The 20958-nt window shown below is 48.9% G+C and carries 20 protein-coding genes; 13 read left to right on the plus strand and 7 right to left on the minus strand.

The genetic code is table 11. The features are described from left to right. The first annotated feature begins 71 nt into the window (after window positions 1-71). The 8 genes from BLW68_RS09660 to BLW68_RS09695 all read left to right on the plus strand — a co-directional run bounded on the left by BLW68_RS09660 (window position 72) and on the right by BLW68_RS09695 (window position 9075). The gene (locus BLW68_RS09660; protein ID WP_092792758.1) at window positions 72-770 is read left to right on the plus strand and encodes a helix-turn-helix transcriptional regulator; all 699 of its coding nucleotides are present in this window, start codon (window positions 72-74) and stop codon (window positions 768-770) included. Further along, complete coding sequence (gene msrB / locus BLW68_RS09665) at window positions 767-1165, plus strand: peptide-methionine (R)-S-oxide reductase MsrB (RefSeq protein ID WP_092792760.1); 399 nt, start codon at window positions 767-769, stop codon at window positions 1163-1165. The genes BLW68_RS09660 and msrB overlap by 4 nt, the downstream gene beginning before the upstream one ends. A 129-nt stretch (window positions 1166-1294) precedes the next feature. After that, window positions 1295-2746 (plus strand): glyceraldehyde-3-phosphate dehydrogenase, encoded by a 1452-nt coding sequence (locus BLW68_RS09670; RefSeq protein ID WP_092792762.1) that lies wholly within the window; start codon window positions 1295-1297, stop codon window positions 2744-2746. A 144-nt stretch (window positions 2747-2890) separates the two neighbouring features. Then, window positions 2891-4018: a M14 family metallopeptidase gene (locus BLW68_RS09675; protein ID WP_092792764.1), complete on the plus strand. Its 1128-nt coding sequence runs from the start codon at window positions 2891-2893 to the stop codon at window positions 4016-4018. Between the two features lie 9 nt (window positions 4019-4027). Next, window positions 4028-5734 carry a penicillin binding protein PBP4B gene (pbp4b, locus tag BLW68_RS09680; protein ID WP_092792766.1) on the plus strand — a complete coding sequence of 569 codons (1707 nt, stop codon included), beginning with the start codon at window positions 4028-4030 and terminating at the stop codon, window positions 5732-5734. A gap of 36 nt (window positions 5735-5770) precedes the next feature. Then, a complete protein-coding gene (locus BLW68_RS09685; protein WP_092792768.1) occupies window positions 5771-6097 on the plus strand; it encodes a zinc ribbon domain-containing protein in 327 nt (108 codons plus the stop codon). 1 nt (window position 6098) lies between these two features. Continuing rightward, window positions 6099-6380, plus strand: coding sequence for a YeaC family protein (locus BLW68_RS09690; protein ID WP_092792770.1), 282 nt, complete (start codon window positions 6099-6101; stop codon window positions 6378-6380). Further along, window positions 6370-9075, plus strand: coding sequence for a DUF349 domain-containing protein (locus BLW68_RS09695; protein ID WP_177172200.1), 2706 nt, complete (start codon window positions 6370-6372; stop codon window positions 9073-9075). Before BLW68_RS09690 ends, BLW68_RS09695 begins: the two co-directional genes overlap by 11 nt. Before the next feature lie 55 nt (window positions 9076-9130). Here BLW68_RS09695 and ansA read toward each other — a convergent pair whose 3' ends face one another. Together ansA and sppA are read right to left on the minus strand one after the other, a co-directional pair. Continuing rightward, window positions 9131-10147, minus strand: a complete 1017-nt coding sequence (gene ansA, locus BLW68_RS09700) for an asparaginase (RefSeq protein ID WP_092792774.1) — start codon at window positions 10145-10147, stop codon at window positions 9131-9133. A gap of 60 nt (window positions 10148-10207) precedes the next feature. Continuing rightward, complete coding sequence (gene sppA / locus BLW68_RS09705) at window positions 10208-12088, minus strand: signal peptide peptidase SppA (RefSeq protein WP_092792776.1); 1881 nt, start codon at window positions 12086-12088, stop codon at window positions 10208-10210. Window positions 12089-12272: 184 nt separating this feature from the next. Between sppA and BLW68_RS09710 the strand changes: the two genes are divergently transcribed. The 4 genes from BLW68_RS09710 to BLW68_RS09725 all read left to right on the plus strand — a co-directional run bounded on the left by BLW68_RS09710 (window position 12273) and on the right by BLW68_RS09725 (window position 17870). Then, window positions 12273-14291, plus strand: a complete 2019-nt coding sequence (locus BLW68_RS09710; RefSeq protein ID WP_092793035.1) for an NADPH-dependent 2,4-dienoyl-CoA reductase — start codon at window positions 12273-12275, stop codon at window positions 14289-14291. Between the two features lie 164 nt (window positions 14292-14455). Next, window positions 14456-15766, plus strand: a complete 1311-nt coding sequence (glgC, locus tag BLW68_RS09715) for a glucose-1-phosphate adenylyltransferase (protein ID WP_281246199.1) — start codon at window positions 14456-14458, stop codon at window positions 15764-15766. Between the two features lie 19 nt (window positions 15767-15785). Further along, complete coding sequence (locus BLW68_RS09720) at window positions 15786-17198, plus strand: glycogen synthase (RefSeq protein WP_092792778.1); 1413 nt, start codon at window positions 15786-15788, stop codon at window positions 17196-17198. Window positions 17199-17312: 114 nt separating this feature from the next. Then, a complete protein-coding gene (locus BLW68_RS09725; RefSeq protein ID WP_092792780.1) occupies window positions 17313-17870 on the plus strand; it encodes an NAD(P)H nitroreductase in 558 nt (185 codons plus the stop codon). 95 nt (window positions 17871-17965) lie between these two features. Here the strand turns inward: BLW68_RS09725 and fur are convergent, their stop codons facing one another. Further along, window positions 17966-18406 (minus strand): ferric iron uptake transcriptional regulator, encoded by a 441-nt coding sequence (fur, locus tag BLW68_RS09730; RefSeq protein ID WP_068231872.1) that lies wholly within the window; start codon window positions 18404-18406, stop codon window positions 17966-17968. A gap of 154 nt (window positions 18407-18560) precedes the next feature. Here fur and BLW68_RS09735 point away from each other — a divergent pair, with 154 nt between their 5' ends. Beyond that, entirely contained in the window at window positions 18561-19031 is a 471-nt protein-coding gene (locus BLW68_RS09735) for a DUF4442 domain-containing protein (protein ID WP_092792782.1), read from the plus strand. Window positions 19032-19080: 49 nt separating this feature from the next. On the opposite strand, the gene fldA is transcribed toward BLW68_RS09735, so the two are convergent. From fldA to BLW68_RS09755, 4 genes are all read right to left on the minus strand, one after another. Continuing rightward, window positions 19081-19611, minus strand: a complete 531-nt coding sequence (gene fldA / locus BLW68_RS09740) for a flavodoxin FldA (RefSeq protein WP_068231875.1) — start codon at window positions 19609-19611, stop codon at window positions 19081-19083. A gap of 13 nt (window positions 19612-19624) precedes the next feature. Then, window positions 19625-19897: a LexA regulated protein gene (gene ybfE / locus BLW68_RS09745; protein ID WP_068231876.1), complete on the minus strand. Its 273-nt coding sequence runs from the start codon at window positions 19895-19897 to the stop codon at window positions 19625-19627. A 14-nt stretch (window positions 19898-19911) separates the two neighbouring features. Beyond that, a complete protein-coding gene (locus BLW68_RS09750) occupies window positions 19912-20109 on the minus strand; it encodes a DUF2788 domain-containing protein (RefSeq protein ID WP_092792784.1) in 198 nt (65 codons plus the stop codon). A gap of 66 nt (window positions 20110-20175) precedes the next feature. After that, window positions 20176-20949: an alpha/beta fold hydrolase gene (locus BLW68_RS09755; RefSeq protein WP_092792785.1), complete on the minus strand. Its 774-nt coding sequence runs from the start codon at window positions 20947-20949 to the stop codon at window positions 20176-20178. Window positions 20950-20958 lie beyond the last annotated feature (9 nt).

Here is a 20958-nt window from a genome sequence, read left to right on the forward strand (position 1 = left end):
CAGCGTTATGCTGACACCTTCTGTCAGTAGGACGGGTTATACTGAAAAAAACACTGAAAAAAAGCTCTGTTATGGATAAAACTGAACGCTTGTTTCGTTTAATGGATAAATTACGCCATTACCGCCATCCGGTAACGGCAGCGGTACTGGCCGAACAATTACAGGTATCAGTGCGTACTGTATATCGTGATATTCAAACACTGATAACTCTGGGCGCCGGTATTGATGGTGAAGCCGGTATTGGTTATTTACTGCGCAGCGGTTTTTTTCTGCCACCGTTAATGTTTGATGAGGCCGAGCTGGAAGCACTGGCTCTTGGCCTGCGCTGGGTAGAGGTGCAGGGTGACGATGAGCTGGTAACCGCAGCACGTAATGTGCTGGCAAAAGTGGCTGCTGCAGCACCAACAGATTTGCGTGACCGTATTAATGACATAGGTTTGCTGGCTTTTCCGGCCCTTGCTGACAAAGGTGCGGCGTTTTTGCGCCAGGTACGCGAGGCTATTCGCCGCGAACGGCGGTTGCAGATAAGCTATATTCGTGAAGATGGTACTGCCAGCGAGCGTACTGTGTGGCCTATTATGCTGGCATTTTTTGATAGCCGCCGTATGCTGGTGGCCTGGTGTGAGCTGCGCAATGAATTTCGCCACTTCAGGTTGGACAGAATTGGTAGCCTGATTGTACCCGGTGATCCTTATCCGCGCCGGCGTATGCAGTTAACCCGTGAATGGCGGCTGGAAATGAAACAACAGCAGCAAGAGGAGCGACAATGAAACTTACTGAAAAATTAACAGAGCAGCAATGGCGTGAGCGCTTAACCGATGAGCAATACCGGGTTACCCGGCTTAAAGGTACCGAATATCCGTTTAGCGGCGAGTTACTGCACAATGAGCAAGCCGGCAGTTATCACTGTGTCTGTTGCGGGGCTGAGCTGTTTTCATCAGCAACCAAATTTGATGCCGGTTGTGGCTGGCCCAGCTTTTATCAGGCGCTGGAGGGCAGGGTAAAATACCAGAGTGACACCAGCCATGGCATGGTGCGTACAGAAATAGTCTGTGCTAACTGCGATGCGCATTTAGGCCATGTATTTACAGATGGCCCGGCACCTACCGGCAACCGCTACTGCGTTAACTCCGTGTCTTTAACCTTCAGCGGCAAAACAGAATAAAATTTTTGTAACTGTTGTCGTAAGCTTTCAACTTCTATTACAATACGCGCCGTTAGAGCAATCAGCGGCGCAGACCGTGCTTTGGCATCACCGATTAATTCATCTTACTGAAGTAAAAGGCCTCTACACATGACCCTATCGCACGCAGAGCAGTATCAGAAGAGCTGGCAGGAACGCCAGGAATATGCCGAAAATATGCAACCCATTATTGGCCGCCTGTATCGTAATAAAGGCATTGAAGTGGTGGTGTACGGCCGCCCGCTGGTAAATGCCACTACTATCGACATTATTAAAGCGCATAAAAGCGTTGAGCGGTTCGAAGGGCAAAAACTGCGGCTACGTGAAAGTTTTCCGCTGCTCGAAGCGATCAGCAAAATGAACCTGGCACCGGGCCGGGTGGATATTGGTAAGCTGGCATACGGCTATATCTATAAAAATGCCGCTAACGGCACTGAGCTGGAACAGTATTTAGAACGTGAGCTGGCAGAGTTGTTGGATCACGAAGATCAGGTAAAACCGGTTGATGTGGTGCTGTACGGTTTTGGCCGTATTGGCCGTTTGTTAGCCCGCTTAATGCTGGAACGCTCTGGCCCGAGTACTAAACTGCGTTTGCGTGCCATAGTGGTACGCGGTGGTAAAAAGGGTGATTTGGAAAAACGCGCCAGCTTGCTGCGCCGCGATTCTATCCATGGCCCTTTTAACGGCAGCATCACGGTAGATGAAGAAAACCAGGGCATTAAAGCCAATGGCACCTTTATTAAAGTGATTTACGCTAATTCACCAGAGCTGGTTGATTATACCCAATACGGTATCAGCGATGCGCTGGTGGTAGATAACACCGGTATCTGGAAAGACGACAAAGAGCTGAGCATTCACTTTAGCAGTAAAGGTGCGGCCAAGGTATTGCTGACAGCGCCGGCTAAAGGTGAGGTGCCTAATATCGTTTATGGTGTAAACCAGCATATGATTTTGCCGGAGCACAAAATTGTCTCTGCTGCCAGTTGTACCACCAATGCCATTACGCCGGTGTTAAAAGCGCTGGAAGATGAGTTTGGTATCCGTAACGGCCATGTTGAAACCGTGCACTCGTACACCAACGATCAAAACCTGATCGATAACTTCCACAGTGCTGAGCGCCGTGGCCGTGCCGCACCGCTGAATATGGTATTAACCTCTACCGGCGCTGCCAGTGCTGTGGCCAAGGCTTTACCACAGTTAAAAGGTAAGTTAACCGGTAATGCTATTCGTGTACCTACGCCAAATGTGTCTATGGCTATTTTATCGCTGAATTTAAAGCGTGAAACCAGCCGTGACGAGATGAACAGCTTTTTGCAGCGTACGTCACTGTTTTCTGAACTGCAGGATCAGATTGATTTTACGGCGTCTACCGAAATTGTATCCTCTGATCTGGTTGGCTCACGCTACGCTGGCGTAGTCGACTCGCAGGCCACTATTGTGGATGGTGATCGTTGTGTGTTGTACGTTTGGTATGACAACGAGTTCGGTTACAGCACCCAGGTGATCCGGGTAATGAATGACATGGCAGGAATTAAGTACCCAACGCTGCCGGTAGCGCGTTAATCTGTGTCTTTATCGAAAAGCCGCTTTTTAGCGGCTTTTTCTTTGCGCTTAACCTGTTAGAATCCTTTACACTGTAGCTCAGGTCAGTTGCGCCAGGCAGCACCTGTGTTAGTCTTTCACCCTTTACGCCTACGGACCCGATTTATGAAAATTACCAGCAATTTTGACAGCGGTAACATTGAAGTACTACAGGCTGATTCTCCGGATAATATTCAGCTGGCCATTCGCAAAGACAATCAATCTGACTTTTACCAGTGGTTTCATTTTCGCTTAAGCACTGAACATGCACAGCTGCATACCCTTACCATTACCAATGCCGGTGATTCTGCTTATCCGAACGGCTGGAAAGATTATCAGGCAGTAGCCTCTTACGATCGGCAAACCTGGTTTCGGGTAGACACCGAATATGATGGTAAAGCGCTAACCATTAAGCACTTCCCGGAAGCTCAATCTGTGTATTTCGCTTATTTTGCGCCATACAGCTACGAGCGCCATATGGATTTACTGCATCAGGCACAGTCTGACTACAATTGTCAGTTAGTTGAGCTCGGTGAAACGCTTGACGGCCGTGATATGAGCCTGTTAATTGTCGGTGAGCCGGAAGAAGGCAAAAAGAAAATCTGGATCACCGCGCGCCAACACCCTGGTGAAACCATGGCCGAGTGGCTGATTGAAGGCCTGCTGGATCGTCTGCTGGATGAAGATGACGGAGTATCCCGCGCGCTGCTGAATAAAGCGGTGTTTTACATAGTGCCGAATATGAACCCGGATGGCTCGGTACGTGGCCATTTACGCACCAATGCTGCCGGCATGAACCTAAACCGTGAGTGGCTGAACCCGTCAATGGAAAAAAGCCCGGAAGTGTATCTGGTACGGCAAAAAATGCTGGAAACCGGCGTCGATTTATTCCTTGATATGCACGGCGATGAAAACCTGCCGTATAACTTTGTTGCCGGTAGTGAAGGCGTACCATCGTACAACGAGCGGATAAAAAATCTGGAAAACCTGTTTAAACAAACCTTGTTGGCGGTTACACCCGAGTTTCAGACCGAGTTCGGTTATGATTTAGATGAACCCGGCAAAGCTAATATGACTGTTGCTACCGCCTGGGTAGGCGAGCAATTTAACTGCCTGGCGTACACCGTAGAAATGCCGTTTAAAGATAACGCCAACCTGCCGGACGATGCCTATGGCTGGTCTGACATACGCTCAATGAAGCTGGGGCAGGATATGCTGCCGGCTATTTTAGCCGTTGTCGATAAGCTGCGTTAAGTTTTGCGCATGTGCTCAGCCGGTAAACCTGTATTGCTGGCGTCAGTTTTACTGACGCTGAGCAGTTGTGTGGCGTTGCACCAACCCGTGGTGCCCGCTGTTGCATTACATAGTCAAAGTGCAATACAACTTAGCGCACTTAGCCAGAGCAATACTCTTAACCACAGCAATGGGCTTAACCAGAAAAATGGGCTGGGCCAGTTGGATGTGCAGTGGCCGGAAACGGTCAGCCAGCGGGCCTGGGTAAATAACCGGCGCAGTTTTATCGGCTACCAGGGCCAGGGGGAACTGCTGCTGGAGCTGGGTACAACGACAGCCTTAACTTTTAGTATTAACGGTAAAACTCTGCATTTACGCCCGGATGCCAGCCTGGGGCAACATGTGGTTTTAGATATCAGTTCAGTTACGCGTAATGGCCTGAACCAGCTGGAACTTATTGATATAGAGCCACTTGGAGCTAAAGTGCGTGTGGTGTTGCCTTACCCGGCACTGCAGGATGTCAAGGCAAAAGCTGCACAAGATGCGGGCTTTTCTCTGGCGAAGCTTGATGAGCTGGACCAGCTGATTCAGCGCGAAGTTGAACAGGGTTTTCCCGGTGCGGTGTTACTGATTGCCAAAGATGGCAAAATTATTAAAGAAACGGCCTATGGTTACGCCAACCGCTATGCCAGTGATGGCACGGAGCTGAGCCAGCCCGAGCCGATGCAAACCGATACCGTGTTTGACCTGGCGTCTAACACCAAAATGTATGCTACCAACTATGCCATTATGCAGCTGGTCAGTGCAGGCAAACTGGATATTAATTTACCGCTGCAACATTACCTTACTGAGTATCAGGGCAATGGCCGTGAGCAGCGTCTGGTCAGCGATTTGTTGTACCACAGTGCAGGTTATGCGCCTGAGGTGCATTTTCACCGGCCGGATAACCGCCACGGGCCGGCGTTTTATTCGCTGGACAGGACGCGCAGTATGCAGCTGATTGCCAGCGAAGTGCCGTTTGAGCGTGAGCGTGGCGGCAAAGCGGTATACAGTGATATTGATTATATGTTGCTTGGTTTGCTGATTGAGCGTATTACCGGCCAGGCACAGGATGACTATCTTGAGCAACAACTGTACCGGCCCATGGGCTTAAACAGCACGGTATTTAACCCGCTGCGTAAAGGCATAGCCCAAAGCCGGATAGCGGCTACCGAACTTGATGGGAACAGCCGTGGCGGGCGGGTGATGTTTCCGGCCGATAAGCGCGGAGTGGTGCGGGGTAATGTGCATGACGAAAAAGCCCGTTATGCCTTTGACGGTGTAGCAGGGCATGCCGGTTTGTTCTCTACAGCGCGCGAAACTGCTGCTCTGGCAATGCTGGCGCTGCATGGCGGTTATGGTTTAACACCGGTGTTTAGTCAGGCGGTTATTCAGCAGTTTGTCAGGCCTTCAGTAACAGATCATACCGTTGGCCTGGGGTGGCGCACTGCAGTGGGTGGCGATTTAAACTGGCACTTTGGCCCTTATGCCAGTGCTTATGCGTTTGGCCATACCGGCTGGACCGGAACCGCCACGCTGGTTGACCCGTACTATGGTCTGGTAGTGGTATTGCTGACGAATAAAAAACATAGCCCGGTGCTGGCTGAAGGTGAAAATAGTTATTATTTTGCCGGTGATCGGTTTGAAACTGGTATGTATGGCAGCATCATGAGTAAAATATACCAGGCAATGCAGTAGGCGGTATCAGGCCGTCCGAATTAAGGTTGGAGTGTTATGGCTATTATTTCCTGTCCGTTTTGTGGACACAAAATTTCTGACAAAAGTGCGCAGTGCAATAAATGTAACGGCGATATTGCCGGTTTAACGCCGGAAAAGCGCGAATCTCTTGAACGCAACAAAGCGCTGGATCAGGCACAAAGTCTGGTTAACCATTCGATGTTTGCGCTGGTATTGTTTCTGGCCGGCTTTGGCCTGATGTACTGGTGGGATCCACAAGCAGGCAGCCCGCAACAATATATTGCCGGTGCCGCTATCGGCCTGGGCTTTTGCTGGTATATTGTCAGCCGTGCCCGTATTATGTTTTTAAGAAAGCGTAAATAACATGAATTTCAATGCTTTAGTGCAGGCTATGACGCCAGACACTTACGAAAAGCTCTCAGAAGCTGTTGCTACCGGCCGCTGGGCAGATGGTAACCCCATGAGCGAAACACAGCGGGCACACAGTTTACAACTGGTAATGGCGTATCAGGCACAGGTATTAAAGTCAGATGAGCTTTTTACCATCGGTGCCGATGGCCAGATGGTGCATAAATCCAAAGCCGAACTTAAAAAACAATTCGAAACTCAGCCGTCTATTGCAAGGTTCTCGCACGATGATCTTTAAACGTTTTTTTAAACCTAAATGGCAGCACCCGGATGCTACCGTGCGCCAACAGGCAATTAACGAACTTAACCGCGAGGATCAGGCACATAAAAGTGTGTTGCATGAACTGGCGTTTAATGATGGTGCTGAAGCCGTGCGCAAAGCGGCATTGATCAAACTGAACGATTTTTCGCTATGGTGGCAAGCCAGTAAACATGACAGTGCCGAGCGTTTACAGCAACTGGCCGAGCAAACGCTGATTAACCAGCTACTGCAAAATCAGGTTGAGCCGAAGTTAAAACAGCAGTTTATTGCCCAGTGCAACCGCAGCAGTATTCTGGAGCAATTGGCACAAACTGAAACCGACGCCGGTATTAAATTTGGCCTGTTACAGCGCTTAAATAAAACCGAGCTTAACCTCAAAGCTCTGCAAGATCCGGTGTTGCAACCGTTACAAAAGCAGCAGCTGCTGGCGCAGATTAACGATGAAAAAACACTGGAAAAACTCAGCAAACAGCTAACGGGTGAGCTGCTGGCTCAGGTACAGCAAAAACTGACCGGGCTTAGCGAGCAAAAGCAAAAACCGCTGCAGTTACGTAAACAGCTTACGCTGATGCTGGCAAAATTAAATGCCGCGCGCGAACGCAGCAGTGTAGAAGCTTTGCCTGCACTGTTAGCCGATTATCAGGCGCAGTGGCAGCAACTTGAAGGCGAGGTGGACTGTCTGGGCGATGAGGCTGCAGAGTTTCGGGCGAAATATCAGAAAATTACCCGCCAGATAGAGCAGTGGTTAGCACCGCGCTTAGAGCAACTGAGCAAACTGCAGGCCGAACAGGCACTGCTTGATGCCAGAGCAGAAAGAACAAAGGCTTTGCAGCAACAGCTTAATCAGCTGGAGCAAGCGCTGCAGCAAGCTTTGTTAACTACCGATATCAGCGCAGCACAGCAACTGGAGCAGCAAATAACGGCGCTGGCTGATACACTGGCAAACGCTGATATTACCGATAAAGCCGGGTTAGCTAAACGCCTGGCTCAGTTACAACAACAGCTAAGCCGCTTACCGGAACTGGCCGAGCAACTCACCCGGCTAACCCGTATTGTGGCAGATTGGGCCGCTCAGCCGCTGCCAGATAATGCCACCGATTATCAGCAGGTATCTGCTCAGCTTAAGCAGTGGCAGCAAGATTTCCGTGAGATCAGTAAAGCTATGCTTATTGCCGTGCCGGCAAGCTTGCTGGAGGCTAAAAATGCTCTGCAGCAAAAGTGGCAAGAGCTGGCTAAAAGCTTTACTGCACAAAGTGATAAAGCCCAAAGGCAATGTCGCAGCAAACTGGCGCAGTATCGTCGCCTGTACAGCGCCGGTAAGTACAAAGTGCTATTCGGCCTGTTTAAAGGCATAGAGCAGGATTATCAGCAATTAAGCGCGGAGCAGCAGCTACAGCTGGCAAAAGATTACGAATTTGCCCGTGATAAACTGGCCGAACTGGCAGACTGGCAGGAATATATTGCCACGCCACGCAAACAACAATTGCTGCAACAAATGCAGCAACTGGATAGCGTAGTGCCGGATAACCTGATGCGCCAGCGTGCCGATGAAGTAAAACAAGCCAGGGCGCAATGGAATAGTCTGGGTAAGGCTGATCCGGCGCAGGAAGAACAACTTAATGCCGCTTTTGATCTGGCGTGCGAGCAGGCGTTTGCACCTTGTCGGGTGTATTTTGCTGCTCAGGATGCACTGCGCGCAGAGCACGTAATACAGCGCGAGCAGATCATTTCCCAGGCGCTGGAGTTTACTGCAACCGGTGACGCTAAAGCTCTGGATACGCGCCTGCAGCAGCTTAAGCAAGCCTGGCAGCAGGCCGGGGCGGTTGATAAACAACAGTTTACTGCCTTGAATGAGCGCTTTAATCAAGCGCTTATGCCGCTGCGCGAACAGTTAAAGGCCTTGCAGCAACAGGCCGCTGATGCCAAGCAACAGCTTGTTGATAAAGCACAGGCTGCACTGGCGCTGGACGACGCTAACCTGACGGCGAAAGTGTTAAAAGAATGCCAGCAACAATGGAAAGTGTCAGGTAATGCCGCGCATAAGCAGGATCAGGCGCTGTGGCTGCAGTTCCGTGCCATATGTGATGGCTTCTTTAATGCACGTTCTGAGCAGTTTGAGCAGCAAAAGCAAACCGAGCAGGCAGAGCTGAAGCAGTTTGAAATGCAACTGACACAACTGTCTGCGCAGTTGGATGCGGCAACAGAGCTTACAGCACTGGCTGAACTGCAACAGCAATTGCAGACATTGCAACCTGATAGCAGCGCTGCACAGCAAGCAGTACGCCAGTTACAGGACAAACTGAAACAGAAACAACAACAGTGGCAACAGCACCAACAGCAACGTGAATTCAGCCAGATGTTTGAGCTGCTGGCCAATGCTGATGTAAGCGCAGAGCAGCTACCTGCAGGATACCGTGATTGCTTTAACAAGCAGCAGGAACAACAGTTCAGCCGTGCCCAACTGACACTGGCACTGGAGTTAATAGCTGACATGCCATCACCGCAAAGTGAACAACGCGCGCGTCAGCAGGTACAGTTGCTACTGTTATCCGATAAACACAATCAGGGCAGTGCGCTGGATAAGCACAGCCTGCTTAAGCGTTGGTTACAGTTTGGCGCTATAAGCGAAGCAGAATTGCCGTTACTGGCCAGGGTTAAAGCGCTGTTTTAACCTGTTATCTGTTAGAGCCGGCTTAAACGTAAGCCGGTTCTTGTCTTAAAAAGCCTTAGCCTGCGGTTAATTCGCCGCGTAAATCCTGCTGCATTTGCTGGCGAATTTGCTCTGCATTAAGTGGCTTACTGAGCAAATAGTGCAGTTTGGTCAGTGCGGCTTCCAATGTCATATCGTAACCGCTTATTACACCACTTTGTTGCAACGCATTGCCTGTGGCGTAACCTTGCATATTTACTGTGCCTTTAAAGCACTGGGTGCAATTAACAATAATTAAGCCGCGCTCACTGGCGTCACGCAAAATGTGCAGCAGTTCAGGCCGCTGTGGTGCATTACCGACCCCAAAAGACTTAATAATCAGAGCCCGCACCGGCGCGGCTGTCATATTGCGGATCATGTCGGTATTGATGCCGGGGTACAGGGTTACCACACTGATTGGTTGGGGCACGACAGAGGCCAGCGTCAGCGGCGCCGCTACCTGAGTTTGGCTCAGGCGGCCGGCAACCAGATTAATGTGAATACCGGCCTCAAGCAGCGGTGGGAAATTGGGGGAAGCAAAAGCATTAAAACCATTGGCATCGGCTTTGGTGGCCCGGTTACCGCGGAACAACTGATTATTAAAGAACAGCGCCACCTCCGCAATAGGGTAGTTTGCTGCCAGATACAGCGCATTAAGCAGGTTAACCTGGCCGTCTGAGCGCATTTGTGCTAACGGAATTTGCGATCCGGTAATAATCACCGGTTTTTGCAGGTTCTCCAGCATAAATGACAAGGCTGACGCCGTGTAAGCCATGGTGTCTGTGCCGTGCAACACGACAAAGCCATCATAGTTGTTATATTGCTGCTGAATATCTTCGGCAATATGCCGCCAGTGATCGGGCGTCATATCAGAGGAATCTATTACCGGGTGATACTCGTGAATATCAAATTCCGGCATTTCTGCGCGGTAAAATTCCGGCATGCGCTTTACCGTGTCGGTTAAAAAGCCCGGCACCGGCACATAACCCTGCGCGGAATGTTGCATGCCAATAGTACCGCCGGTGTAGGCAACATAAATACGTTTTCTGTTCATAAGCTTCAAATAAAAATGCCCGGTAATAACCGGGCATTGTAATAGACTTAACTATTGCTGTCAGTTAATGCTGCAACTGACACAGTACGAATAAACACCATTTGGATCATTAAACTGGTTCAGCAGGACAAAATCCTGTTTCAGCTGTTTTGTTAGCTTACCAAGCAGCTTTTGTTCGGCACTTACACTGCCTTGTGGCAACCAGCCCTTGGCAGACGCTTCACCCAGCAGATCTTTTATCATCTGTTCGCTTGGTGTCAGCTCTTGCTTAACCACTTTTACATCATACTGGCTAAGGCCGGCTTTTTCAGCGGCGGCTTTAATGGCATCGTTAATGTTGCCCAGTTTATCAACCAGCCCAAGCTCCAGGGCTTTGCTGCCTGTCCATACCCGGCCCTGGGCTACGGTATCGACTTCAGTTGTGGTCATATTACGGTTTTCACCTACCATGGTTAAAAACTCTGTGTAGCCACGCTCAATCAGTAACTGAAATAAGTCTTTGGCCTTTGGATCCAGGCCTTTAAACAGCGGCAGACCGGCAGACAACCCGGCAAGTTCGGTGGTACCAACACCATCGACATTTAACCCTAGCGCAGGCATAGCATCTTCTGCGGTATGCAATAAACCGAAGATACCAATAGAGCCGGTGATGGTGGTAGGAGCTGCCCAGATTTCATTGGCAGGAGCCGCAATCCAGTAGCCGCCTGAAGCCGCAACCGAACCCATAGAGGCAATAACCGGTTTGCCTGCTTCGCGCAATAAACGAATTTCCTGGCCGATAATTTCCGACGCATAAGCGCTGCCACCAGGGCTGTCTATACGCAGTACTACCGCCTTTACTTTATCGTCGTGCCGCGCCTGGCGTAACAGGGCTGCTGTTGAATCACCGCCGATAGTGCCGGCTTTGGCAGTACCATCAACAATAACGCCACGGGCAACTACTATAGCTACTTTGTCAGTCAGGGGGTTATCAAATTGCTTTGACGGGATCACTAACTTGGCGTATTCACCAAAGGTAACATGGTTGTAGGTATGGTCGTCATTTTCGCCAACGATAGCAATAAGGTCGCGGCGAAAGGCTTCGCGGGTTTTAATGTTATCCACCAGGCCGGCATTAACCGCGTACTGGCTTAAATCACCTTCAGCCGCCTGCAGCTTTTCCAGTAGCGCCGCGTAGGTTTCATCAAAGTTGTCGGCAGCAAAACCACGGCGTGCGGCAACCTGTTGTTTGTAGTCAGACCATAACTCGTTCAGCCAGGCCACGTTGGCTTCTTTGGCTTCGTCTGACATATCGTTACGCAGGAAAGGTTCTACGGCAGATTTATAGGTACCTACACGGAACACATGAGTATTAATTTTCAGTTTTTCCAAAGCATTTTTATAATACATCGGATAACTGCCATAACCTTCCAGAATGACTGCACCCATCGGGCTTAAGCTGATTTCGTCAGCGTAGCTGGCCAGATAATATTGGCCCTGGCCATAGTAACCGCCAAAAGCCAGTACTTTTTTACCGCTGGCTTTAAATTCTTCAATGGCAGCGCCAATCAGCTGCATTTTATCCAGCGAGCCACTGCCGAGCATCGATAAGTCCAGCACCAGTGCCTGAATACGGTTGTCGCTGGTGGCGTTTTTAATTACGCTAACGACATCGCTTACCAGTACTTCAGGTGCATCTTCCTGACCGCCGAGGCTTTCGTTTATTGCTGTGGCGATAGGATCTGTCCAGCGTTTTTCTTCTACCAGATCACCGGTAAGGTTCAGCACCAGTGCCGCAGTGGGGGGCACTTTAATTGTATCGTCGCCGCTGAAAATCGATACCGCAATCAGTGCCACAATACAAATAAATAACAAGTTAAGAATTACCGAGCGAAAGCCACGGTAAACCCGGGCAATGGTGCCGAACAACCGGCGAATAAGGCCGGGTTTTTTATCTGTCATGGAAGTATCCTGTTTTAGATCAGAGTGTATGCATGTTGGTATGCTAACCAATTTAGCTGTAAAGGCTAAGTGGAATTTGTAAGTAAATGTGTAACACTTGCAGGCATAGCCGGCTTGGCTTGCTATCGGTAAACAAAGCAGCTAAAGTTTGCCATTGGCAAGAGGTACGACCAGAGAGGGTGATGTGGCATACCAAAAATTATTACAACCACTGGATTTAGGTTTCACTACGCTGAGAAATCGCGTCATCATGGGCTCGATGCATACCGGGCTGGAAGAAGAAAAACACGGTTTTGCCAAGCTGGCAGCCTTTTATGCTGAACGGGCTAAAGGGGGCGTTGGCCTGATTATTACCGGCGGTATCAGCCCTAATTTTCGTGGCAATCTGGTGCCTTTTGGCAGCCAGCTAAGTTTCTGGTGGCAAACCGGCAAACATAAGCAGGTAACGCAGGCGGTGCATCAGCATGGCGCTAAGATCTGCTTACAGTTATTACATGCCGGCCGCTATGGTTATCATCCGTTTAGTTTGGCACCAAGCAATATTAAATCGCCGATTACGCCGTTTAAACCGGCAAAAATGTCAGCCCGTCAGGTACGGGGCACAATTAAAGATTTTGCTCATTCAGCCAAACTGGCTAAAAACGCCGGCTATGACGGTGTTGAGGTAATGGGTTCAGAAGGCTACTTAATTAATCAGTTTATTTGCTCGCGCACCAACCAGCGTAACGATGAGTGGGGCGGTAGTTTTGAAAAGCGCTGCCGTTTTGCCATTGAAACGGTAAAAGCCGTGCGCCAGGCCTGTGGTGATGATTTTATTATTATTTACCGTTTATCGATGCTGGATCTGGTAGAAGACGGCAACAGCTATGACGAAGTGGTGGCACTGGCGAGAGATATCGCAGCGGCTGGCGCAACATTACTCAATACCGGTATTGGCTGGCATGAAGCGCGGGTGCCCACTATCGGCACTATGGTGCCGCGTGCTGCTTTTAGCTGGATCACTGAGCGCGTTAAAGCGCAGGTGAATATTCCGGTTATTGCTACCAATCGTATTAATGATCCCCAAGTAGCAGAAGATATCCTTGCTAATGGCCAGGCTGATATGGTGTGCATGGCACGGCCGTTTCTGGCTGATGCTGACTTTGTTAACAAAGCTGCGGCGAATAAAGCTGAACTGATCAATACCTGCATTGCCTGTAATCAGGCATGCCTTGATCATGTGTTTCAGAATAAACGAGCCAGTTGTCTGGTAAACCCGCGTGCGTGCTATGAAACAGAATTAAATTTTACCCCGGCAGCAAAGCGTAAGAAAATTGCTGTAATAGGCGCGGGCCCAGCCGGTTTAGCTTTTAGTGTTTATGCAGCGCAGCGCGGCCATGATGTACATCTGTTTGATAAATCGCATCAAATAGGTGGCCAGTTTAACTACGCCAAACAAATTCCCGGCAAAGAAGAGTTTCATGAAACCCTGCGCTATTTTGGTCGTATGCTGGAACTCCATGCGGTAAAACTGTTTTTAAATAGTGAGCAAACCGCAGACAGCCTAAAAGCGGCAGGCTTTGATGAAGTGGTGCTGGCAACCGGTATAGTGCCACGTGATATTGGCCTTGTTGGCAGCGACCATGCCAAAGTTCTGAGTTATTTAGACGTACTGCGCGATCATAAAGCGGTTGGTAAAAATGTGGCCATTATTGGCGCTGGCGGTATAGGGTTTGATGTTGCAGAGTATCTGACTGAACCCCATTCATTAACGCTACAACCTGAAGCCTGGTTAAAAGACTGGGGCATTGATAAAAGCTATCAGGCCCGCGGTGCGTTATTGCCAGACGAATTGCCACAACCGGCTGAACGCAAAGTGTATTTACTGCAGCGTAAAACCAGCAAAGTGGGGGCTGGTCTTGGCAAAACTACAGGCTGGATCCACCGTTCTTCACTGAAGAAAAAAGGCGTTGAAATGATAGCCGGTGTTAACTACCTCAAGGTAGATGACAATGGCCTCTGGGTTGAAATAGCCGGTGAAGAGCGTTGCCTGAATGTGGATAACGTGGTGATTTGTGCCGGGCAGGAGCCGCAGCGCGCGCTGGTGGCTGGTTTAGCACAGCATGGTATGGTGTTACACCTGATTGGCGGTGCTGATGTTGCCGCAGAGCTCGATGCCAAACGTGCTATCCGCCAGGGCGCAGAACTGGCCGCTGCTATCTGAACCCTTTTAAACGCGGCACTTATCTGGTGCCGGTACTGCACTTTATTAGTATCTCCTGTTAACAAAGGCACCATTTTGGTGCCTTTGGCCTGTTTAACACATTTACTGTTTTTATCTTGTGCTGGCGCAAAGTGTTATGCATATTGACTGCTGGCTTTTTCGTCATGCAGGCTGCTATTCTGGTATCAGCTTTGCAATTTGCATACAAAAAGCACACACAGCAAGCACAACAGGGAGTTTCTATGTCCGGGGTATTAACCATGATTCTGGCTGGCGGTGAAGGTACACGTTTGGCACCTTTAACCGGCATCAGAGCAAAACCAGCTGTACCGTTTGGCGGTAATTACCGCATTATCGACTTTGTTATGAATAACTTTGTTAACTCAGATTTATTGCAAATTTTTGTTATTACGCAGTTTAAGTCTCATTCTCTGATGAAACATTTAAGTCGGGCCTGGCGCGTAACCGGCCTGACCAATCGCTTTATTGATCCCATACCGGCGCAAATGCAGACCGGTAAGCACTGGTATCTGGGCACGGCAGATGCCATTTATCAAAACCTGCATTTAATTCAGGGGCTGGATCCTGAACATGTCTGTGTGTTTGGCGGCGATCACATTTATAAAATGGATATCCGTCAGATGCTGGATTACCATCGCCATCATAATGCCCGGCTTACCGTGGCGGCTATTCCGGTACCGGTAGAGCAGGCACATGAGTTTGGTGTGATAGAAGTAGATGCCAGTGGCCGGATGATCGGCTTTGAAGAAAAACCAAAAACCAACCCCAAAACTATTCCGGGTAATCCGGGGTTTGTACTGGCCTCTATGGGCAATTACATTTTTGAAGCCAAAACGCTGGTTGATGTACTGGAAGAAGATGCCAGGCAGGCTGATTCCAAGCATGATTTTGGCCATAACATTATCCCTGGTCTTTATCCATCGGGTGATGTTTATGTATATGATTTTTCCTCTAATATTATCCGTGGGGAAAGCCAGAGCAGTAGCGGTTACTGGCGTGATGTGGGTACTATAGATTCGTACTACGAAGCTAATATGGATCTGATTTCAGTAGAGCCGCCATTTGATCTGTACAACAAGTACTGGCCATTACGTGGTTACACGCCACCGGTACCACCGGCAAAGTTTGTGCATGATGAGGCAAACCGCACCGGTCAGGCAATAAGCTCTATGGTGGCATCAGGCTGTATTGTCAGTGGCTCTATCGTGTACCAGTCTATTTTGGGTTACAACGTGCATGTACATAGCCATAGTTATATTGAAAAGTGCGTGCTGATGGGCAATAACGATATTGGCCGGGGTTGTCGCATCCGCCGCGCCATTATTGATAAAGACGTGAAAATTGCGCCCGGTACCATTATTGGCGAAGATCCGGTGCTGGATAAACAACGCTTTCATGTCTCTGCAAGTGGCGTTATTGTGATCCCTAAAGGCGCGATGATTGGTTTTGATTAAAGCTGAGTAAGGATAAGTAGTGCGGATACTGTTTATATGTAGTGAGTATGAAGGCCTGATAAAAACCGGTGGCCTGGCTGATGCCTGCCGTGGCCTGGCACAAAGCCTGGTTGCGCAGGGCCATCAGGTAACAGTGATATTACCGCGTTATGGTGTTTTATATCAGCAATCTACTGCAGAGCTGCAGCCGGTTTATTTTCAACTGGCAGGCCGCGGTTTTGGCTGCGCGGTACATCAGCTTACACAGGACAATGTCAATATTGCGCTGGTAGAGCATCACGACTTTTTCCGCCGTGAGCGGCCTTATGATGACGGTGAGCACGGCTATACAGATAACCCGCTGCGGTTTGCTTTTTTGTGTAAAGCTGCGCTGGAGTGGGTGCTGCAAAGCGGGCAACAGTTTGATCTGATCCATGGCCACGACTGGCAAAGTGCAGCGGCAGCCTATTATCTGAAACAGCATTATGCTGCAACTGAGCTGGCCAAGGTGCCGTTTATCTTTAGTATTCATAACGGTGCTTATCAGGAGAAATGCGCACCACACTGGCGCCGGGAGCTGGACATTGAACCGCAGCACCATGATGAGCTTAATTTTCTGGCTACAGCACTACAATATGCCGACAAATTAAACACCGTAAGCCGTGGTTACCGCGATGAGTTAATGCATGAACCGGAAGCGGCCGGATTGTCTGCACTGTATCAGCAGCGTGCTGCTGATTTTATCGGTATTTTAAATGGCTGTGATTACAATATCTGGCACCCGGCAACGGATGTACATTTACCTGCTAATTATGACGCCGACAATCTCAGTGGCAAAGCACAGTGCAAAGCCGCAATCCGTACTCAGCTGGAGCTGGCACCCGGCAAAGCTCCCTTATTTGTTGCAGTAAGCCGCTTAACCGGACAAAAAGGTTACGATTATCTGATCCCCGCGCTTAAACACTGGCTTGGCACAACACAGGCCCAGGTCGTTGTTATGGGCACCGGTGAGGGCCGTTATTGCCGGGCACTGGCACAACTGCAACAGCAGTATCCTGAGCAGTTTCGTTTTGTGCAGGGCTTTAGTGATGCTATGGCGCATCAGCTTGAAGCTGCCGGAGACTTTTTCCTGATGCCATCGTTGTTCGAGCCTTGTGGCTTAAACCAGCTGTACAGCTTGCGCTATGGCACTGTTCCGTTGGTGCGTTTAACCGGTGGCTTAAAAGATACAGTAAAGCCCTGGCCAACCCGCAGTGCTACCGGTATAGGTTTTGCTGAACCTGATATTGCTTCAGTAGATGCGGCGTTAAAGCAAGCCGAACAGCTGTTTGCTAAGACGGCCAGTTATAAAAGGGTGCAGCAAAATGGTATGGCTCAAAATTTTAGCTGGCAGGTCGCCGCACAGCAATATCAGGCGTTGTACCAACAAGCTTTATGGGCAAAAGCGCATTAAAAATCAGCAAACTGGTTGAAAGCCGGCCATATGGGTGTGACCTTGCCATAATCTGATGTAAAGGTTACTGTTAATTTGCTAGGCTGCTCACAGCTAACACCATCGGGGTTTTTTATGGATGCATTAACATTACTCACCAGCCGTTTTTCTTCAGCCCGTTTAACTGAACCTGCACCCGCAGGCGAAGCATTAGACAATATTAAACGTGCGGCACTGCAGGTACCGGATCACGGTAATTTGCGCCCCTGGCGTTTTGTTATTGCAGAAGGGCGCCAGGCGTTATCGCGCTTAGGTGATATTTTTGCAGAAGCGGCAGTGGAGGACGATCCTGCCATTGCAAACGAACTGCTGGAACGTGCCCGCCAGTTACCTTTACGTGCGCCTATGGTAGTAGTGTGCATTGCCAAAGCCGTAACTCACGCCAAGGTGCCATTAACTGAGCAACAGCAATCAGCCGCATGCGCAGTAATGGCCATGCAGCAAGCCGCATTTGCTCAGGGGTTTGGTGGAATATGGCGCACCGGTGCTTATGCCCAGCTTGATTTTGTTAAGCAAGCGCTGGAATTAGGAGAGGACGACGAGATAGTAGGCTTTTTATATCTTGGTACACCCAGCGGAGAACCGGCCAAAAGACATACACCCGATCCGGCAGAGTATTTTTCGTATCTTTAAGCTGATTAGGGCGCCAGTAATACTGGTTTATATAGCAGGCATCTGAGGGGAGTGGCAGTCAGCATTGACTGCCATTAGCTTAATTTACTACCTGATTAGTTCATTTCACTGTTTTTCTTACACTGCACAGTGTCTTTACACTCACCGTACAGATACAAGCTGTGATGCGTCAGCTTAATACCGTTCTTTTGTGCGATCTCAAGCTGCTTTGCTTCAATCACATCGTCTTCAAACTCAATGACTTTACCGCATTTTAAGCAGACTAAATGATCGTGATGGCTGCCGCCGGTTAACTCAAACACCGACTTACCGCCTTCGAAATGGTGGCGGGTTAAAATGCCAGCATCATCAAACTGGTTCAGTACCCGGTAAACAGTGGCCAGGCCAATATCTTCACCCAGTTCCAGCAGCAATTTATATACGTCTTCCGCACTGATGTGCTGGTGCTTAGGATCCTGCAGGATCTCGAGAATTTTTACCCGTGGCAGGGTAACTTTCAGGCCGGCTTTACGTAATTCGCTATTGTGATCTGACATAAGAACTCTAACTCTGGCTTATATATGCAAAGGATTATAAAGACATTAGCCCGAGAATGAAATGGCAATATTCCGCTGTTGTCGTTAAAGCAAAGCTTGTGCTTGGCAAATAGCGAAGTACAATAGCCTAAACAGGTCTTACCAGAGGGTGTTTATGAAATGGGCATTTAATCCGGCCGTGATGCGCCGCTTACTGAATTTCTGGCCACCTTTTTTATTTCCGGGGATTAAGGTTGCAGCGTTGAGCAGCGATTATCGCTACTGCCGTGTTGAGTTAAAATGGCGGCCGTGGACCCGGAATATCAATAATACCCAATTTGGCGGTACCATGTTTGCCATGACAGATCCTATTTATCCGCTGATGCTGATGGGGGCTTTGGGTAAAGAGTATCTGGTATGGGATAAACAGGCTGACATCGATTTTATTACACCGGGCAAGGGCAGGCTGACAGCGGAATTCTGGTTATCGGACGACACTGTGAATGCAATCAAGCAGGCAACCGAGGCAGGTGACAAGCATTTCCCTCAGTTTATCGTGCACATTAAAGATAGCCAAAATAACATTGTGGCTGAAGTAAACCGTACCGTCTATGTACGTAAGAAAGCCAAATACCGTGCGGTTTGAATTTCTGGTATAAAAAACCGGCTGTACCGCCGGTTTTTTGCTGTGGTGCTTATAAACCTTCGAACTCTTTTAAGCTCATTTCTTCATAAATCTGCTTACACCACTGCTTAACCCGTGGCTCCGTCAGTTCTGGCTGGCGATCTTCATCTACGCCCAGGCCAACAAAGTGGTTGCTATCAACCAGAGCTTTAGAGGCAACAAAATTGTAGCCGGCAGTTGGCCAGTGCCCGACGATAATTGCACCTTTAGGCTCAATAATATCGCGCAGGGTACCCATGGCATCAAGGAAGTACTCTGCGTAGTCTTCCTGATCACCGCAGCCAAAAATAGCCACTAGTTTATTGTTGAAGTCGATGTTTTCCAGCTCAGGAAAAAAATCGTCCCAGTCACACTGTGCCTCACCGTAATACCAGGTCGGAATACCCAGTAACAGCAAATCAAAGGCTGCAATGTCTTCTTTGCTGCTTTTGGCGATATCACGCACGTCGAACAAGTGTTTGCCCAGTTCTTTCTGGATCATCTTGGCGATATGTTCAGTGTTACCGGTATCGCTACCGAAAAAAATGCCTACAGTTGCCATTAATCTAACCTTCTTACCTGGTTAACGCTTGTGTCAAAATATGTTCGATATACGCACTGCGTGTCATCTCAGCTTGGTCTGCCTGCTGACTCAGCGCTGCGTATAGCTGGTCAGACACTTTAAATTCAATGCGTTTTAAACCTTTACTGCGATCACGTTTGATTTGATTACGTTTGTTTAGTTTCAGCTGTTCTTCCCGTGGCAGCGGATTAGTTTTCGGCCGGCCGGGGCGCTTTTCCTGGGCAAATAAATCAATCGTGGTGCGATCAGTGGCTATCTTCGCCATTAATCCTAACCTTACTACTCGATAAAATAAGGTACTACGCTTTTGATGATAAATACTGCCGGCGACAGAAACAGCACCAGCCAGACAAAAAACTGTCCAAGCTTCGGTGCGTTACTCTTCTTTAGTACATCACGTATTGCCAGTACAATAAACAGGTACAAAATACCCAGTCCAAGCCATAAACCGATAGCCTCGTATTGCTCTAAAGACATCATGTTTTACCTGACCTGCAAAAAAGTGCGCGCACTATAGCATAAGTTCGCAAAAAATTTAGTGCGTTAGCTCAATAAAAAGTCCTTTACCAGCTTAGTAAAGGCCGCTGGTTTTTCGGCATGCAGCCAATGGCCGGTACCCTGGATAATTTTCGCCTGCGCTGCCGGAAACACTTTGGTAATGGTGGCCTTATGTTCTGGCAGGATATAATCAGAATCACCACCTTTAATAAAGAGTACCGGCCCATTGTAACTGCCGCTGTCAATAGGATTGCTGACTAACTCGGCATAGTTGTCATAGAGTGCACTGAGGTTAAAGCGCCATTGAAACTTATCATCTTCTTTTATCAGGCTTTTAAGCAAAAATTGACGTACGCCACTTTCTTTAACGTGTTGTGCCAGTTGCTTATCGGCGTCGGCCCGATTTTCAATTTGGCTTAAATCGACCGAGTTTAAGCCGGTAAAGATACTGTTGTGCCGGGGCGGATAGCCTACTGGCGCAATATCGGCCAAAATAAGTTTGGATACACGCTCAGGGTAGGTAACGGCATAAGTCATGGCGAGCTTGCCCCCCATAGAGTGACCCAGGATTACCGCTTTTTGAATATTAAGAGAATCCAGCGTTTGTGCCAGATCCTCTGCCATCAGCTGATAATTCATGTCGGCACTGTGGCCGGAGCGGCCATGATTGCGTACATCTACATTAATCACCTGATATTGCTCACTTAAACTGCGTTCAATAACGCCCAGATTCTCATAACTGCCAAACAAGCCATGAATAAGCACAACCGGCTCTTTGCTGCTGTCTTGCTGGCCGCTGATATGGGTATGTAAAAGCATAGAAAGCTC

Source organism: Rheinheimera pacifica (assembly GCF_900108485.1).
Lineage (GTDB): Bacteria > Pseudomonadota > Gammaproteobacteria > Enterobacterales > Alteromonadaceae > Alishewanella > Alishewanella pacifica.

Coding starts and splice junctions, on each gene's coding strand:
- BLW68_RS09725 (WP_092792780.1), top strand. CDS start 17,313: ATGGATGCATTAACATTACTCACCAGCCGTTTTTCTTCAGCCCGTTTA.
- pbp4b (WP_092792766.1), top strand. CDS start 4,028: ATGTGCTCAGCCGGTAAACCTGTATTGCTGGCGTCAGTTTTACTGACG.
- BLW68_RS09695 (WP_177172200.1), top strand. CDS start 6,370: ATGATCTTTAAACGTTTTTTTAAACCTAAATGGCAGCACCCGGATGCT.
- BLW68_RS09685 (WP_092792768.1), top strand. CDS start 5,771: ATGGCTATTATTTCCTGTCCGTTTTGTGGACACAAAATTTCTGACAAA.
- fur (WP_068231872.1), bottom strand. CDS start 18,406: ATGTCAGATCACAATAGCGAATTACGTAAAGCCGGCCTGAAAGTTACC.
- BLW68_RS09670 (WP_092792762.1), top strand. CDS start 1,295: ATGACCCTATCGCACGCAGAGCAGTATCAGAAGAGCTGGCAGGAACGC.
- BLW68_RS09750 (WP_092792784.1), bottom strand. CDS start 20,109: ATGTCTTTAGAGCAATACGAGGCTATCGGTTTATGGCTTGGACTGGGT.
- BLW68_RS09660 (WP_092792758.1), top strand. CDS start 72: ATGGATAAAACTGAACGCTTGTTTCGTTTAATGGATAAATTACGCCAT.
- glgC (WP_281246199.1), top strand. CDS start 14,456: ATGCAGGCTGCTATTCTGGTATCAGCTTTGCAATTTGCATACAAAAAG.
- BLW68_RS09735 (WP_092792782.1), top strand. CDS start 18,561: ATGAAATGGGCATTTAATCCGGCCGTGATGCGCCGCTTACTGAATTTC.
- BLW68_RS09755 (WP_092792785.1), bottom strand. CDS start 20,949: ATGCTTTTACATACCCATATCAGCGGCCAGCAAGACAGCAGCAAAGAG.
- sppA (WP_092792776.1), bottom strand. CDS start 12,088: ATGACAGATAAAAAACCCGGCCTTATTCGCCGGTTGTTCGGCACCATT.
- msrB (WP_092792760.1), top strand. CDS start 767: ATGAAACTTACTGAAAAATTAACAGAGCAGCAATGGCGTGAGCGCTTA.
- BLW68_RS09690 (WP_092792770.1), top strand. CDS start 6,099: ATGAATTTCAATGCTTTAGTGCAGGCTATGACGCCAGACACTTACGAA.
- fldA (WP_068231875.1), bottom strand. CDS start 19,611: ATGGCAACTGTAGGCATTTTTTTCGGTAGCGATACCGGTAACACTGAA.
- ansA (WP_092792774.1), bottom strand. CDS start 10,147: ATGAACAGAAAACGTATTTATGTTGCCTACACCGGCGGTACTATTGGC.
- BLW68_RS09675 (WP_092792764.1), top strand. CDS start 2,891: ATGAAAATTACCAGCAATTTTGACAGCGGTAACATTGAAGTACTACAG.
- ybfE (WP_068231876.1), bottom strand. CDS start 19,897: ATGGCGAAGATAGCCACTGATCGCACCACGATTGATTTATTTGCCCAG.